Source organism: Acrocarpospora catenulata (assembly GCF_018476525.1).
Classification (GTDB): Bacteria; Actinomycetota; Actinomycetes; order Streptosporangiales; family Streptosporangiaceae; genus Acrocarpospora; species Acrocarpospora catenulata.
The window spans coordinates 1-15451 of the sequence record NZ_JAHCST010000031.1 but is presented as its reverse complement, the minus strand read 5'-3'; the positions used below and the strand labels follow the sequence as shown (position 1 = coordinate 15451).

Here is a 15451-nt window from a genome sequence, read left to right as displayed (position 1 = left end):
CACGTCAACGCAGATATCGAAAGGTTTCTAAGATCTACTTATCGCCCTACCTTTGAACTGGCAGTATGGGCATGCTGATGTCGAAACTTTCGGAAACTAGCTGAATTGTAGGCGCGTTCCACTTCGACACCCGAAAGTTTCGGACTCGCGGGACGCGGTTCCGGTGTGTGGGCAGGTGTCGTCCCGTACCTGGCCGTCGAGCCGCGACACCAAGGCGTCGCATGGAATAAAATTCGGTTCCGAAATCATTTCCCAGATATTGAAACGTCTGGACCTGGAAACGTGTGCGTCACACCGAATTCACTGGAGCGAAAAAGAAATTCCGTTGTCGCGTGCCAGCTCTATCGGGATTAACTCACCGATAACATCCGGCATATAACGTGATCGGTATGTGGATCTGGGTCCTGGTTATTCTAGTCTCACTGATCCTTACCGCATCTGCGGTATCCACCCTAACGTGGATGCTGCACGCATGGGGTACCCCGGAGAATCTCAAGGCCACTCGATTCTCCCCGCCGGACGGACAACACCACCTCTCCTTCTCCCTCCTCGTGCCCGCAAGACACGAGGAGAACGTGCTGCACGCGACGGTCGAGCGACTCCTCGAGTCGACCCACCAGAATTACGAGATCATCATTATCGTCGGCCACGACGACCCGGACACCACCGCTATCGCACGGCAACTCGAAGCACAATACGCCACACGAGTATCCGTGGTGGTGGACACCAACGAGCGAAAGAACAAGCCGAAGGCGCTGAACACCGCGCTGCCCCACTGCACCGGCGAGGTGGTCGGGGTGTTCGACGCCGAGGACCAGGTGCACCCGCTGCTGCTGGAGCACATCGACCACGAGTTCCGCACCACCGCGGCCGACGTTGTCCAGGGCGGCGTCCAGCTCATCAATTTCGATTCGAGCTGGTACAGCGTGCGGAACTGCATGGAGTACTTCTTCTGGTTCCGCAGCCGGCTGCACCTGCAGGCCCAAAAGGGGTTCATCCCGCTGGGCGGCAACACGGTCTTCGTCCGGACCGAGGTGATCCGCGAGGCGGGGGGATGGGACGAGAACTGCCTGGCCGAGGACTGCGACCTGGGCGTCCGCCTGAGCACCGCTGGCAAGAAGATCGCGGTCGCCTACGACGCGGTGCTGGTGACGAGGGAGGAGACGCCGCACTCCATCACGGCCCTGCTCAAGCAGCGCACCCGCTGGAACCAGGGCTTCCTCCAGGTGCTGCGCAAGGGGGACTGGCGGCGGCTGCCCACCTTCGGGCAGCGCGCGCTCGCGCGGTACACGCTCATCTCGCCGCTGGTGCAGGCGTTCTCGGGGGCGGTCATCCCGGTCGGCCTCGCGGTGGGCCTGTTCGCCGACGTCCCCGTCGGGGTCGCGTTCATCTCGTTCCTGCCGGTCATCCCCACCCTGGCCACGCTGGCCTTCGAGGTGGCCGGACTGCACGACTTCGGCAAGCAGTACCGCGTACGTATCGGAACGCTCCATTATCTGCGGCTGCTCGCCGGGATGCCGCTCTACAACGTCGTGCTGGCGCTGGCGGCGGCGCGGGCGGTGCTGCGCGAATACACCGGACGGCGTGAGTGGGAGCTCACCAAGCACCTGGGCGTGCATCTCAAGGCCGCCCACGAGGGGGACTGATCCGATGGCCGTACTCGAACGATTACACCTCCCGCAGGCCGCGCCAGGGCAGGCCGTCGCCCCGCCCCGCCGCCTGCTGACCTACGCGCCCGCGTTGCTGATCACCGTGGTGGTCGCCGTGCAACTGGTCAACGTCACCGGTTACCCGGCGATCGACGACGACGAGGGAACCTACCTCGCGCAGGCGTGGGCCCTGCGGCAGGGTTCCCTGGCGCACTACACCTACTGGTACGACCATCCGCCGGTCGGCTGGCTGCAGATCGGCGCGTTCTCGTGGATCCCCGAGCTGCTGTTCCGGGACGGCCTGGCGGTGGCGGCCGGGCGGTTCATCATGCCGCTGGTCACGGGGATCAGCGCGCTGCTGCTGTGGATCATCGCCAGGCGGCTCCGGTTCTCGCCCCTGGCCGCGGGCGCGGCGGTGCTGCTGTTCACGCTGTCGCCCATCGCGCTGACCCTCCAGCGGCAGCTCTACCTGGACAACATCGCGGTGCCCTGGGTGCTCGGCGCGTACGCGCTGGCGCTGTCGCCGAGCCGCCACCTCGGGCACCACGTGGCCAGCGGCGTGTGCGCGGCGATCGCCGTACTGACCAAGGAGACGATGCTGCTGGCGGTGCTGCCGGTGGCGTACACGATGTGGCGGACGGCCGACCCGCACACCCGGACGTTCTCGCTGGCGGGGCTCGGCAGCGGCCTGGTGCTCACCGGGGCTCTTTATCCCCTCTACGCGCTGCTCAAGGGCGAGCTGCTGCCAGGTCCCGACCACGTCTCCCTCTGGGATGCCGTCAGGTTCCAGCTCAGCGACCGGCCGCCGTCGGGGAACATGTTCGTCTCCGGTACGGGGGCCAACGAGCTGCTCACCGCGTGGCTGGCGACCGATCCGGTCATCGTGGTCGGCGGCGCGCTGTCGGTGGTGGCCGGGATGGCCTTCAGCCGGCTGCGTCCGGTGGCGCTCGGCGGGATGATCCTCATGGTCGTCGGGATGCGGCCCTCCGGCTACCTGCCCGCCATGTACATCATCGGGCTGCTGCCGTTCTTCGCGATCTGCGCGGCGGGCATCGCCGAGACCCTGCTCCGGACGGCGGCGCGGGCGCTCGGCCGGCTGCCGCTGCCCCTGCGGGCGCTGCCGCTGGTCCTGCGGCTGCGGCGGCTGCGGCCCTGGTTCCTCGCCGCCACGGTGGTGGCCGCGGCCGGCGCCGTGCTCGCGGTCTGGCTCCCCGGCCAGGCCAGGGTGCTCACCGTGGACGCCAACGCCGACCGCCGCGCCGCGCTGGAGTTCTTCCGCGGCGCGGTGGCCGAGCCGCAGGGCGTGAAGGTCCTGGTGGACGACGCTCTCTGGCTCGACCTGCGGAACTCCGGCTTCGATCCCGTCTGGTTCTACAAGGCGGACCTGGACAGCGCGGTACGGAAGGAGCTGCCGGGCGGCTGGCGCGACTTCGACTACGTGATCTCCAGCGGCATCATGCGCCAGGACGCCGCCCGCCTGCCCACCGTCCGCGACACGCTCACCCACTCAACACCGCTCACCGGTTTCGGCGAGGGCTACGCCCGGATCGAGATTCGCCGCGTTTACGGAGGCTGATCATGACCCCGCCCGTGTCGATCGTCATCCCCACCTTCAACGAAGCGGACAACATCGCAGAGCTCGTCGAGCTGCTCAACAAGACCCTCGAAGCCGACGCAGCGGAGATCATCTTCGTGGACGACAGCAGCGACGACACTCCCGGGGCCGTCGCCCGCGCCGCCGAGACCTCGCGCCTCCCGGTCCGGCTGCACCATCGGGACGCTCCCCAGGGTGGCCTGGGCGGCGCGGTGGTCGAGGGCATGCGCCTGGCCAGGGGCGGCCTGATCGTCGTCATGGACGCCGACCTGCAGCACCCGCCGGGGACGGTGCCCGCGCTGATCGCCGCGGCGGAGCGGGCCGACCTCGTGGTGGCCAGCCGGTACGCGCGGGGCGGCAACGGCGACGGCCTGGACGGCAACTACCGCCTGATGGTCTCCCGGTACTCGACCCTGACCGCGAAACTGCTGTTCTTCCGCGAACTCCAAGGCATCACCGACCCCATGTCCGGATTTTTCGCGATAAATAGGGCGGTGCTTCGGCCGAACGACCTGCGGCCGCTGGGCTACAAGATCCTTCTTGAGCTGGTGGTGCGCTGCCGTCCCCGTACGGTCGCCGAGGTGCCGTACCGGTTCGGCCGCCGGTTCGCGGGCGAGTCCAAGTCCTCGGTGAGGGAGGGCCTGCGCTTCGTCCGGCACCTGGGCAGGCTCCGGTTCAGCGGCGTCGACCGGCGGCCTCCCGTACTCGCGCTGGGCGAAGAGTGATGCGCCGCGCCCGCCCGGCCGCGCTGCTGGCGGCCGCGACCCTGACCACGCTGGCCGTCCTGCCCGGGGCCCTGCCGGTGGCCGCGGCCGACAACCTGGTGCTCAACGCGAGCCTGGAGACGCTGGACGCCGGCGGCTTCCCGGCCTGCTTCGAGCAGTCGGGCTGGGGCGACAACGACTTCGCCTTCACCGTGACCTCGGACGCCCACTCGGGCAGCAGGGCCGTCGCCATCGACATCACCCGCATCGCGAGCGGCGACCGCAAGACGATGATGCTGGAGGCCTCCTCCTGCGCCCCGGCGGTGACGCCGGGACACCAGTACGACCTGTCGGTCTGGTACAAGACCTCCACCCCCAACACCGTGATCACGATGTTCCGCCACGACGCGGCCGGCTGGCACTACTGGACCGACCTGTCGGCCCTCCCGGTCACCGCCACCTGGCAGCAGGCCACCGTACGGACGCCGGAGGTGCCACCGGACACCGACCGCATCACCTGGGGAGTGACCGTCTACGGCGTCGGCACCCTGGTCACCGACGACTACGCGATGGTCGACGCCACGGTTCCGGAACCAGAGCCGCCCTGTTCGAGCGGACCGTGCCAGACCGGCTCGTGGGAGGTGCTCTCCTACCCGTCACCGGTCCGGGCGATCCACACCGTGCTGCTGCACAACGGCAAGGTCCTGCTGATCGCGGGCTCCGGCAACGACCCGGACGCCTTCGCCGCCGGCACCTTCACCACCAGCGTGTTCGACCCCGCCACCGGCACGTTCACCGACGTGCCGACGCCGGACGACCTGTTCTGCGCCGGGCACGTCCAGCTGCCCGACGGCAAGGTGCTCGTCATGGGCGGCAACAAGGACTATCCCGCCGCCGACGGCAGTCACGGCTACAAGGGCCTGAAGGTCTCCTACCTGTTCGACCCGGCCACCAACACCTACCAGGCGACCAACGACATGAACGACGGGCACTGGTACCCGTCGGCGACCGTCCTCGGCAACGGGGACGTCTTCTCGGTGGGCGGGCTGAAGGAGGACTCCAGCGGCTCGGTGGCCACCGAGCTCTGGTCCACCGCCGAGAACCGGTGGAAGGCGCTGTGGGAGGTCCCGCAGACCTGGCGGTTCTGGGGCCTGTACCCGGCGATGATCCTGCTCCAGGACGGGCGGCTCTTCTACACGGGCTCGCACGTCTTCGGGAACGGCACGCCCGGCACGGGCGCGTCCCTCTACGACTGGACCACCGGAACCGTCACCGACGTGACCGGGCTGCGCCGCAAGGACGAGCGGGACCAGTCGATGAGCGTGCTGCTGCCGCCCGCCCAGGACCAGCGCGTGATCACCATCGGCGGCGGCAACATCGAGACCAACGTGGACGCCCACCGGCTCACCGACATCATCGACCTGAAGGAGCCGACCCCCGCCTACACCCCCGGCCCCGACCTGCCCCAGGGGCACAACCACGACAACACCCCGCAGACGGGCGACCAGGGCAAGATGTACGTCTCGGCGGTCCTGCTGCCCGACGGCAAGGTACTGGAGACCGGCGGCGGCCTGCACAACCGCGCCGACCCGGTGTACGAGGCGTCGATGTTCGACCCGCAGACCGACACCTACACCCCGGGCATGGCGACCGACCCCGTCCCCCGTACCTACCACTCCTCCGCGCTGCTGCTGCCGGACGGCCGGGTGATGGCGGTCGGCGACAACCCGGGCAACGGCACTTTCGACCCGCGCATCTCTCTCTACTCCCCGCCGTACCTGTTCAAGGGCGCCCGCCCGGAGATCGTGTCGCTGACCTCCACCTCCTGGACGTACGGCGCGGCGCAGCGGATCACCGTCGGCGGGCCCGTCGTCAAGGCGTCGCTCATCCGCCCCGCCGCCGTGACCCACTCCTCCGACCCCAACCAGCGGTACGTGGACCTGCCGCTCTCGGTGCTCCCCGGCAACGAACTCGACCTCAACGTCACGACCAACCCGAACCTCGCCCCGCCGGGCTGGTACATGCTCACCGTGGTGGACGCGGCGGGCGTGCCCTCGATCGCGAAGTGGGTGCATCTGTCTTGACTTCCTCCCCACGCCTAAGGGCGGGGGATTCCAGCCTTCACAGGCTGGGGTTCCTGCTTCACCGGCGACTGCACCCGGGAGGACCCGGAGTGTCTGACGTCACCTCCACAGGCAGTCACGGCAAGACCTGCCGCCAGGATGTTCTTGGCGGCGTTGACGTCCCTGTCGTGCAGGGTGCCGCATCCCGGGCATGTCCAGCGCCGGGTGGAAAGGCTCAGTCCGGCGAGCAGACGCCCGCACGCCGAGCAGGTTTTCGAGCTGGGGTACCAGCGGTCGATGACGATCAGGTGGCGGCCGTATTTCGCGGTCTTGTAGTCCAGCATGCGGCGGAAGGTGCCCCATCCGCAGTCGGAGATCGCCTTGGCCAGGGATCGGTTGCGGACCATGCCCTTGACGTTGAGGTCTTCGATCACGATCACGTCGTGGTCGCGGACCAGCCGGGTACTGGTCTTGTGCAGGAAGTCGGCGCGGGCCGCCTTCACCTTCCGGTGCGCACGCGCAACCTTCGCCTTCGCCTTGGCGCGGTTGCTAGACCCGGGCTGCTTGCGGGCCATGCGACGCTGGTAGCGGGCCAGGTTCGCCGCTCTGCGCGCCAGATGGCGCGGGTTGGCGATCTTCTCCCCGTCGCTGGTGACGGCGAAGTCCTTGACGCCCACGTCCACGCCGACGACGGCACCGGTAGCCGGGAATTGGGCGGGGTCGTCCACGTCAACGGCGAAGGACACATACCAGCGTCCGCACGGGTCACGGGACACGGTCACCGTGGTCGGGTCGATCGCCGCCGGGTCGATGCCGGGCCAGGACCATACGAACGCCAGCGTGGCGTCCGTCTTCGCCAGCCAAAGTTGGCCGTCGCGGTAGCGGAATCCCGAGCGGGTGTATTCGGCGCTCTGCCGTCCCGCCCGGGACTTGTAGCGCGGGTGGCGGGCTCGTCCGGCGAAGAAGCTCGTGAAGGCCACCTGCTGGTGGCGGATCGCCTGCTGAAGCGGGACCGAGGACACCTCGTTCAGCCATGCCGTCTGGTCAGCGGCTTTCATTGCCGTCAGGTGGGCGTTGGCCTGGACGAAGTTCGTCTTCACTCGTTCGCCGTGGAAGCGCTCATGCCGCCAGGCCAGGGTGTGGTTCCAGACGAAGCGGACGCAGCCGAAGGTGCGGTTGAGCACTGCGGCTTGTTCCGGTGTCGGGTAAGCCCGGCACTTGTACGCCGTCCGCATAGATCGACTTTACCAAAGCTATCCGCTTTGCATAAGCCGACAAGCGCCGTTCCGGCTTTCCTTCCCAGGGTTGAAGCCCGGGGTCTCCAGCCTTCAAGGAGGGTTCGATGAAACCCAGGAAGACGGCGGTCATCGCGCTGGCGACGGTGACGGTGCTGGCCGGGACCGCGCTCACCGCGCTCTCCACGGGCGTCCCTGCCGACGCCGTGGCGGACCGCGCGGCCAGGGGCCCCAAGCCCGCCCCCCGGATCCTGCCGTTCGCCGCCAAGCCCGGCCCCTCGAAGGCGCGCGTGGCCAAGCGGCCGGAGAAGGTGGCGGTGACCGCCTTCGCCGACGGCTGCGACCGTACCTACGGCACGATCGCCCAGTGCGTGCCGGTCTCCTTCCCCAAACTGGCCAAGGGGGAGAGCAAGTGTGCGTGGCTCGCCGCCCGCGGCTTCCCACCGCTGGCCGTACACGGCAAGGACCGGCAGAAGCTGGATTCCAACCAGGACGGCGTCGCCTGCGGCCCCGGAGACCGGAAATGACGGCCTCCACGGGGGAGCAGGATCTCCTCGCAGACCACTTACCGGCCCCCGCCGGACAGACCCCGTCCCCGTGGATCCGGGCCGCATGGATCCGGGTCCCGCGGGTGCGGGCGGCGGGGGTCCGCCGGTTCCTTGGTTTCGGCATGGTCGGCGTGTCCGGGTTTCTGCCGAACCTTGCGGTGATGTGGCTCTGCACCGATCTGCTGCGCCTGCACTACACGCTCTCGGCGGTCGTCGCCCACCAGGTCGCCAACAGCTGGAACTTCGCCCTCACCGACCGGCTGGTGTTCCGCGACCGCGGCCCCGACCGTCGGCTCCGGCGGTACGGCTGGTTCATGCTCTCCGGCAACGCCGACCTGGTGGTACGGGTCCCGTTCCTGATGGTCCTGGTCTCCGTGGCCAGGGTGAACCCGCTAGCTGGATCGATGGTCGTGATCGGGGCTATGTTCCTGGTCCGCTTCCTTGTCACCGATCGGCTGATCTACCGGGACGGCGTCGCCACGAGCGAGGCATGAACACGGGATGTAAGACGTCTTATGTCTTGATAGATCAGGTTGCGCTGGGGCCGGGCCCGCGTCGGTAAACGCGCAGCTCGACCATCGAGGGCACGTGCCATTCCAGCGACCGCATCACCGGCCGCCCCTGCGCGTCCACGTCCACCTGCTCCAGAAACTGGAGGGGAGTGCCCACCGCGACGTCGAGCACCCGGGCCAGCCTCCGGTCGGCCACGACGGGGACGAGGATGGCCTCCCCGTGCTCGACCGCGTGCCCGCGCTCCTCCAGCAGCCGGTAGAGCGAGTCACGGAAGGCGTCGCGGTCCGCCTTGGGATCCACGATGCTGGCCGGGAGGTAGTCCTCGGAGTAGATGGCCGGGCGGCTGTCGGCGTTGCGTACCCGGCGGATCTCCACCACGTCGGACTCCACCTCGATCCGCAGCGCCTGCGCGGTGGCCTCGTCGGCGACCACGATGCGGGCGCTGAGGACCTGCTTGCCGGCCCGGACGCCGCTGCTCTCCAGGTACTCCGTGTAGCTGAAGTTGGTGTCCAGCGAGTTGCGTAGCGCCGGGCGGTGGGTGACGTAGGTGCCGGAGCCGTGCTGGCGGACCACCATGCCGTCCTCGATCAGCCCGCGCACGGCCTCCCGCAGGGTGACCCTGCTGACCGAGAACCGCTCGCGGAGCAACTCCTCGTTCGGCAGCTTCGAGCCGACAGGAAACTCGCCCGACATGATCGCCTTACGGAGTTCCGCACGCACCACATCGGCGAGCAACGGCCTGGTCCGCATGCCTGGCGCCATGTAATGGCCCCCGGGTGGTCAAGTGTGTGGTGAACGAGCAGTCGTATCATGTCACACGTCCAACACCGGACCTCAGACGATCACCAGCAGGGTGAACAGCACGATCCCGGCGAGCAGCCAGGCCACGTAGTCGCCGACGTGCCCCGAGTGCAGGGTGTGCAGCGCCGACCACACCGGCCGAGCCCGGGCCGCGGGGGGCACCCGCCTGCCCCAGACGGCGAGCGCGGCCACGGCGAGCGCGGCGGTCACCCCCGCCAGCCCTTTGACCAGGGCGGACGCGGTCCAGAGCTCGGGGAGGCGGCCCGCGTGGGCCAATGACGGCCGGCCGTGCAGGACGGTTCCGGCGTACCCGGTGGTGAACGTCCGCGCGCCGCGCAGCACCTCCGGTCCGGACAGCAGCACGGCGACGAGCAGGCCGCCGGCGAGCAGCAGCAGCCCCGGGGCGAGCATCAGCCAGGGGACCCGAGGCGTCGGCGCGGCCGTCTCGCCGGCCTCGCGCTCGCCCGCCTGACCGGCCGGCCGCCGCCCGGCGCCGCGGAAGACGCGCAGCCACACCCGCAGCACCGCGCCGCCGGTGAGCCCCGAGGCCAGCACCCCCAGCACGGTGAGCCACCACCACCCGTGCGGAGCCGCATGCTCGGCGAGCACCTTGCCCAGCCACATGCCGCCGGGCGGCAGCCCCGCCAGCGCGAGACCGCCGAGCAGGAACAGGCACGAGGTGACCCGCATGTCCCGGCCACGGCCGCGCAGTTCGTGCTCGTCCACCGTCTCGAAGCGGTTGAGGAGCGCGCCGGCCCCGACGAACAGGGCGCCCTTCACCCCCGCATGGCCGATCAGGTAGAACGCGCCGCCCGCCAGCGCGTCGGCCCGCGCCAGGGCCACGCAGGTGACCAGCAGCCCGACATGGCTGACCGTGGAGTACGCGAGCAGCCGCTTGATGTGCCGTTGCAGCAGGCACATCACCCCGCCCAGCAGCATGGTGGTCCCGCCGAAGACGGCCAGCGCCCGGGCGGTCGTCTCCTCGGCCCCGCCCAGGACCGTCCAGTACGTCCGGGCGACGGCGTACACGCCCAGTTCGACCATGATCCCCGAGAAGAGCACGCAGACCGGCGTGGGCGCCACCGCGTGCGCGTCGGCCAGCCAGAAGTGGAACGGCACGGCGGCCGCCTTCACCAGAAACCCGGTGCACACCAGGGCGAAGGCCACCCGCACCCCCGTGTCCGGGCCGCCCGCCGCCCGGATCTGCTCGCCGACGGCCGCGAACCCCAGCTCGCCGGTCCGCCCGTACAGCAGCGCGATGCCGGTCAGCGAGAGATAGGCGGCCAGCGAGTTCACCACGCCGAAGTTCAGGCCGCCGTGCACGCTCCGCGCCTCGTCGGCGCGGTAACCCGTCAGCACGTACGCGACGGCGCTCATCAGCTCGAAGAACACGAAGGCGTCGAACAGGTCCCCGGTCAGCGCGAACGCGCACATCGCGCCCAGGAACAGCAGCATCAGGGTGTGGAAGACGGCCTGCACCTCGGTGAAGTACCGCCAGGAGAACAGCAGCGCCGCCACCGTCAGCACGGCGACCACCAGGGCCAGGGCCGTCGCGAACGGGTCGGCCACCAGCGGGATGCCGGTACTCACCCCACCGTGCGGACGCCAGCCGCCGACCCAGACGACGACCGTGCCGTACCGCACTGCCTCCCACAGGACCGCGCCGAGCAGCCCCGTCACGGCGAGCGTGGCGCCCATGGCGACGGCGTCCACGACCACCCGGGGCAGCCACCGGCCGGCCCCGGCGAGCACCATCGCCGCCAGGAACGGCACCGCGATGGCCAGTTCGACCGGCGAGAGCACCCGGTCACCGCTCCAGCGTGCGCAGCGCGTCCGGATCGACGGTGCCGCGCCGCTTGGCCACCTGGACGGCGAGCGCCAGCAGCAGCGCCGTGACCGTCGCCCCCACCACCACGTCGGTGAGCGTCATCGCCTGCACGACGGGATCGACCACCCGCCGCCCCGGCCGGATGTCGGAGAACACCGGCGCCGTCGCCCCCTGCCGGAAGCCCACCGAGAGCAGCAGCAGGTACGTCGCCGACTGCGCCACCGACAGGCACACCACCACGTGCACCAGGTTCCGGCTGGTGACGATGCCGTAGATCCCGGCCAGCAGGATCCACCCGGCCACCAGGTACGCCGCCCAGGCCATCAGGCGGGCACCCGGATCAGCAGCGCCTGCTCGAAGAACTTGGCGAGCACCAGCACGAACGCGCAGCCGACCTCGACGCCGACGGCCACGTTGCTCGCGATGACCTGCCCCGCGAACGCCAGCGCCAGCACCACGAACACCGCCGCCGCGGCGGTCTCCCCGACCTCGAACAGCGGGACCGGCCGGATCCGGGCCAGCGCCGGATAGTCGCCGGTGAGGTAGAGCAGGTGCAGCGCGGTGCCGAGGACGACGCCGCCCTGGAACCCCCCGCCGGGGCTGAGCTGCCCGTGGGCCACGATGTAGACGCCGACCAGGACGGTGACCGGCAGCAGCGGGTACCCGGTGACCCGCAGCGCGTCGAACACGTCGGCCGGGCCCAGGTGGTGGCGGGCCGGCTCGTCCTCCTCCTCGCGCCGCACCGCGCGCAGCAGCACCACGGCGCCGAGCGCGGACGCCACCAGGATGAGTTCCTCGCCCAGCGTGTCCAGGGACCGCTGGTCGAAGTTGACCGACGACACCGTGTTCGGGGTGCCGCGCAGCAGCGAGGCCCGGACGGCGCGGTCGCCGTACGGGTGGAAGTTCCCGCCGAACGGCGGCAGGTCCAGCACGGCCAGCGTGAACAGGACCGCGAAGCCGAGGGATCCGGCGGCCAGCAGGCAGAGCCGCAGCCCTCGCACGGCGTTCACGGCCCGTCCTTCCGCTGGTGCCGCCGGATGGCGGCGACGGCGAGCATCACCATCAGCGGCACCATGACCGTGCCCACCGCGAGCTGCGCCATCGCCACGTCGGGCGCCTGGAGGGTCACGAAGAGCACACCCAGGCTCAGGCCGTACCCGGACAGCACGATCGCCTGGCGCACCGGGTCGCGGGTGAGCACGACGGCGGTCGCCATCAGCGCCGTCAGCGCGAAGGCGGCCACCAGCAGCACCTCACCCATCCGGCCGTCCCATGGCCCTGGCCACCGCGGTCACGGTCGCCGGGCCGGTCGCGACGAGCAGCAGCCCGATGACGGCGAGCTTGAGCGCGTCCGACACCGCCGCCGCGTCCACCATGAGGCCGGCCACGACCAGCGGCACCCCCACCGTGGTGACCGCGCCGACGAAGTGCAGGCGGCGGGCGCCGGAGGTGGTCAGCAGCCCGGCGGCGGCCGGCACGATCACGGCCGTCCCCGCCCACACGAGCGTCTGGCCCAGCACGCTCACAGGGTGCGTCCAAGGAAACGGGCGTACACCAGCGATCCGGCGAACGACAGCAGCGCGGCGATCAGGGCCACGTCGAGGTAGGCGCTCCTGCCGTACGCCGCCGCCAAGAGCAGCAGCACCAGCGCGGCGACGGGACCCGCGGCCACCAGGCCGACCAACCGGTCGACCGGCTTCCCGCGCACCGTGGCGAGCAGGCACGGCAGCAGCGCCCCGGCCAGCATGACCAGGGTGGCGGCGATCATCCGCGCCCCACCCGGTGCACCACCAGCACGTCCGGCCGCCCGGTGCGGACGCCGGTGACGTACGCGCCGGGCGAGACCGACAGCGCCAAAGTGGCCAGCCCCCGCCAGGCGGCCCTGCGTTCCTCGCCCCCGGTCTCTGGTGACGGCACCTGGTCGAGGCCTTCGGGCACCTCGCGGCGGGCCAGCAGCCGGGCCAGCGTCCACAGGTCGGCGGGCACCCGTCCGAGCATCGACGGCAGCCAGCGCAGCCAGCGGGCGCGCGGCCGGTAGGACAGTCCCTCGGCTCGCCGGGTCCGCACCGCCAGCCACGCGCAACCGGCCGCCGTCGCCGCCCCGACCGCCAACTCCACGGGGGGATGGTCACTGACGAGGGCCAGGTAGCAGCCGAACAACAGGACCCACCACACGGCGTACTCCACGACCGATCCCCGCACGACCGCCCCCGATAAACGATCACCTACGGGGGTCACCTACCCGACCGGACGCCTACCTACCGTTAACCGGTCGTTACGACTTGCCCTGTGATTCGGCCAGCAACGCGAGGTAGCCGTCGGAGACGATGCGCCTGGCGCGGGCCGCGTAGGACTCGGGGTCGTCGGGGGCGATCGTGCCCAGGCCGTCGACGTACCGGTTGTACATGCAGAACGCCGCCGCGATCAGGACGGTGTCGTGAATCTCCACGTCGGTCGCGTCCGCCTCGCGGGCGGCCGCGACGAGCCGCTCGGTGACCCGCTGTCCGCTCTGCTGCACGGCCGCCGCGATGTCCAGCAGCGCCCGCAGCTTGGGGGAGATCGGCGCGCCGCCCAGGTCCGCGCGGACCTGCTCGACCAGCGCCATGCCGCCCTCCAGTTGGGCCGCCGCGTACGCCGCGTGCGAGGAGAAGCAGTAACGGCAGTCGTTGAGTGCCGACACGTACGCCGCGATCAGCTCACGCTCACCGCGCGTCAGCGTGTTGTCCGACCGCAGCAACGTCTCGACCAGCTCGTTCAACGGCCAGGCCGTCTCCGGACGGAACCTGAAAAGTCCCCGGATTCCCGGCTCATCGGACACCAGCGTGATGTGCGGCATGGGCCTTGCCTCCCTCATCTCGCGAACGCCTCACGAACGTCTCACGAACGCTCGGACGCAGAATTCGCGATCACCTCCACCCCGTCAACACTTTCTCGCCGTGCAGAGCAATAAGTCGTAAATCCGGCCGGCCGGTCTCGTTTTTGAGTAGGGGGATACTCTCTCGCGGCGACCCCGACAGTGTGATTGTGAAGCCGTTCCACCACCTTGGCCGAAGGGGAGGACGGCATGGCTAAGGAAAAGGTCGGTCAGATCCGTATCAGCAAGCGGGTCGTCCAGATAGGGCATCAGGTTTATCCGCTGGCGAACATCTCGCGGGTGCAGAGCCTGCGGGTGGTCTGGGCCGGGAAGCTCGCGACCTTCTACCCGCTCCAGCAGATCGTCATGATCGTGGTGCTGGCGGGGGCGGTTGTCGGCGGGCTGCTGGCGGTGGCTCCCAACCTCGATCTCGGCGGCGGTTGGGACGTCGAGGAGGTAGCGAGGCAGGTCGCCGCTGTCGTGGCCGCCGTTTCCGGGCTGCGCGTCTGCTACCTGCTGCTGGTCCTGCTGTACCGCATGCTGCTGCGGCGCCGGCAGTACGCGCTGGTCCTGGAGACCGCAGGAACCCAGTTCACCGCACTGTCCGGCACCGACCAGCACGAGATCCACCGGATCAAGAACGAGATCGTCGGCGCCATCGAGGATCCGCCCGAGTACGAGCGGACCATCGAGGTGCACGGCGACCTGGTCCTCGGCGACCAGCACAAGCAGACCGGCAACGACAGCAAGATGGTCTTCAACAAGTAGGGGTTCCGATGAGTGACATCGTGTACGGCGAGCAGTACAAGCAGACCGGCGCCAGCAGCAACATGGTCATCAACAGGTCGGGCGGGGTGAACCGGGCCGAGCTGGACGCCGCCGTCACCGAGTTGCGCGCCTTCGTCGCCCAGCTGACCCGCGACGGCGCGGTCACCGCCGACGGCGGCATCGCCGACCCCGGCGCCGTCGTGGCGGCGGTCGAAGCCCAGCCGGGCAGGTTGAAGGCGCTGGGCGCGGCGATCGCCGGAGGGGCCAAGGACGCCGTCCTGTCCATCGTCCAGGGCGGTGTCGCCGCCATGATCGTCGCGCTGGTCGGGCGGATGTGACCGCCTGATCTTGCACAGGCTGAAAGTTACAGAAAACCTTTAGCGTCCGCCCAGGTGCGGGGATGTGCCGCTAGTTGGTTGACTATACAAACGTTTTCGGCGCTCGTACCTTGCCGCCATGAGATGGATTATGGCGATCTTCGTGCTGGCCGCGACCACCGTGGTCGCCACGGCCACGTCGGCAGCGGCCGCGGTCGCGTGCGGTGTCACGTACACGACGAACGACTGGAGTTCGGGGAACAACACCGGCGGGTTCACCGCCAGCGTCACCGTCAGGAATCTGGGCGACGCCTGGAACGGCTGGACGCTGCGGTTCACGTTCCCGGCGGGGCAGACGGTCACCCAGGGCTGGTCGGCGAACTGGTCGCAGTCGGGGGCCAACGTCACCGCGACCAACCAGGACTACAACGCCGCCCTCGGGAACGGCGCGTCCACCTCCATCGGCTTCAACGGGACCTGGACCGGCTCCAACCCGAAGCCCTCGTCGTTCACCGTCAACGGGGTGACCTGCACCGGCTCGACCCCCACCGCCACCCCCACCCCGACCCCTTCCCCC

The 15451-nt window shown here is 69.7% G+C and carries 19 protein-coding genes; 9 read left to right on the top strand and 10 right to left on the bottom strand.

What is annotated here, in order from left to right; translation table 11 throughout:
- The first annotated feature begins 461 nt into the window (after positions 1-461).
- From KIP79_RS27170 to KIP79_RS27155, 4 genes are read left to right on the top strand one after another with little or no spacing between them, the layout of a single operon-like run.
- The gene (locus tag KIP79_RS27170) at positions 462-1646 is read left to right on the top strand and encodes a glycosyltransferase family 2 protein (protein WP_214107772.1); all 1185 of its coding nucleotides are present in this window, start codon (positions 462-464) and stop codon (positions 1644-1646) included.
- Positions 1647-1650: 4 nt separating this feature from the next.
- Positions 1651-3225 carry an ArnT family glycosyltransferase gene (locus KIP79_RS27165; protein ID WP_214107771.1) on the top strand — a complete coding sequence of 525 codons (1575 nt, stop codon included), beginning with the start codon at positions 1651-1653 and terminating at the stop codon, positions 3223-3225.
- 2 nt (positions 3226-3227) lie between these two features.
- A complete protein-coding gene (locus KIP79_RS27160; protein WP_214107770.1) occupies positions 3228-3968 on the top strand; it encodes a polyprenol monophosphomannose synthase in 741 nt (246 codons plus the stop codon).
- Positions 3968-6031 (top strand): galactose oxidase early set domain-containing protein, encoded by a 2064-nt coding sequence (locus KIP79_RS27155; protein WP_214107769.1) that lies wholly within the window; start codon positions 3968-3970, stop codon positions 6029-6031. Before KIP79_RS27160 ends, KIP79_RS27155 begins: the two co-directional genes overlap by 1 nt.
- 14 nt (positions 6032-6045) lie before the next feature.
- Here KIP79_RS27155 and KIP79_RS27150 read toward each other — a convergent pair whose 3' ends face one another.
- A complete protein-coding gene (locus tag KIP79_RS27150) occupies positions 6046-7245 on the bottom strand; it encodes an RNA-guided endonuclease InsQ/TnpB family protein (protein WP_214107768.1) in 1200 nt (399 codons plus the stop codon).
- 107 nt (positions 7246-7352) lie between these two features.
- On the opposite strand from KIP79_RS27150, the gene KIP79_RS27145 reads away from it, so the two are divergent.
- Positions 7353-7772, top strand: a complete 420-nt coding sequence (locus tag KIP79_RS27145; RefSeq protein ID WP_214107767.1) for a hypothetical protein — start codon at positions 7353-7355, stop codon at positions 7770-7772.
- Entirely contained in the window at positions 7769-8287 is a 519-nt protein-coding gene (locus KIP79_RS27140) for a GtrA family protein (protein WP_214107766.1), read from the top strand. Before KIP79_RS27145 ends, KIP79_RS27140 begins: the two co-directional genes overlap by 4 nt.
- A gap of 34 nt (positions 8288-8321) precedes the next feature.
- Here the strand turns inward: KIP79_RS27140 and KIP79_RS27135 are convergent, their stop codons facing one another.
- The 9 genes from KIP79_RS27135 to KIP79_RS27095 all read right to left on the bottom strand — a co-directional run bounded on the left by KIP79_RS27135 (position 8322) and on the right by KIP79_RS27095 (position 13771).
- Positions 8322-9056 (bottom strand): GntR family transcriptional regulator, encoded by a 735-nt coding sequence (locus KIP79_RS27135; protein WP_214107765.1) that lies wholly within the window; start codon positions 9054-9056, stop codon positions 8322-8324.
- Positions 9057-9140: 84 nt separating this feature from the next.
- The gene (locus KIP79_RS27130) at positions 9141-10910 is read right to left on the bottom strand and encodes a complex I subunit 5 family protein (protein WP_214107764.1); all 1770 of its coding nucleotides are present in this window, start codon (positions 10908-10910) and stop codon (positions 9141-9143) included.
- 4 nt (positions 10911-10914) lie between these two features.
- Positions 10915-11259 carry a sodium:proton antiporter gene (locus KIP79_RS27125; protein WP_214107763.1) on the bottom strand — a complete coding sequence of 115 codons (345 nt, stop codon included), beginning with the start codon at positions 11257-11259 and terminating at the stop codon, positions 10915-10917.
- On the bottom strand, positions 11259-11945 hold the full coding sequence (locus KIP79_RS27120) for an MnhB domain-containing protein (RefSeq protein ID WP_308169914.1): 687 nt from the start codon (positions 11943-11945) through the stop codon (positions 11259-11261). Before KIP79_RS27120 ends, KIP79_RS27125 begins: the two co-directional genes overlap by 1 nt.
- Positions 11942-12196, bottom strand: coding sequence for a Na(+)/H(+) antiporter subunit B (locus KIP79_RS27115; RefSeq protein WP_214107762.1), 255 nt, complete (start codon positions 12194-12196; stop codon positions 11942-11944). The genes KIP79_RS27120 and KIP79_RS27115 overlap by 4 nt, the downstream gene beginning before the upstream one ends.
- Positions 12189-12455 (bottom strand): monovalent cation/H(+) antiporter subunit G, encoded by a 267-nt coding sequence (locus KIP79_RS27110; RefSeq protein ID WP_214107761.1) that lies wholly within the window; start codon positions 12453-12455, stop codon positions 12189-12191. The genes KIP79_RS27115 and KIP79_RS27110 overlap by 8 nt, the downstream gene beginning before the upstream one ends.
- Positions 12456-12457: 2 nt before the next feature.
- Entirely contained in the window at positions 12458-12703 is a 246-nt protein-coding gene (locus KIP79_RS27105) for an MrpF/PhaF family protein (protein WP_214107760.1), read from the bottom strand.
- The gene (locus tag KIP79_RS27100) at positions 12700-13122 is read right to left on the bottom strand and encodes a hypothetical protein (RefSeq protein WP_214107759.1); all 423 of its coding nucleotides are present in this window, start codon (positions 13120-13122) and stop codon (positions 12700-12702) included. Before KIP79_RS27100 ends, KIP79_RS27105 begins: the two co-directional genes overlap by 4 nt.
- 88 nt (positions 13123-13210) lie before the next feature.
- Entirely contained in the window at positions 13211-13771 is a 561-nt protein-coding gene (locus KIP79_RS27095) for a carboxymuconolactone decarboxylase family protein (RefSeq protein WP_214107758.1), read from the bottom strand.
- Between the two features lie 228 nt (positions 13772-13999).
- Here KIP79_RS27095 and KIP79_RS27090 point away from each other — a divergent pair, with 228 nt between their 5' ends.
- The 3 genes from KIP79_RS27090 to KIP79_RS27080 all read left to right on the top strand — a co-directional run.
- The gene (locus KIP79_RS27090) at positions 14000-14557 is read left to right on the top strand and encodes a DUF6232 family protein (RefSeq protein WP_214107757.1); all 558 of its coding nucleotides are present in this window, start codon (positions 14000-14002) and stop codon (positions 14555-14557) included.
- Between the two features lie 8 nt (positions 14558-14565).
- Positions 14566-14895, top strand: a complete 330-nt coding sequence (locus KIP79_RS27085; RefSeq protein ID WP_214107756.1) for a hypothetical protein — start codon at positions 14566-14568, stop codon at positions 14893-14895.
- A gap of 118 nt (positions 14896-15013) precedes the next feature.
- Positions 15014-15451: cellulose binding domain-containing protein (locus KIP79_RS27080; RefSeq protein ID WP_214107755.1), on the top strand; the 438-nt coding region annotated here is incomplete at its 3' end.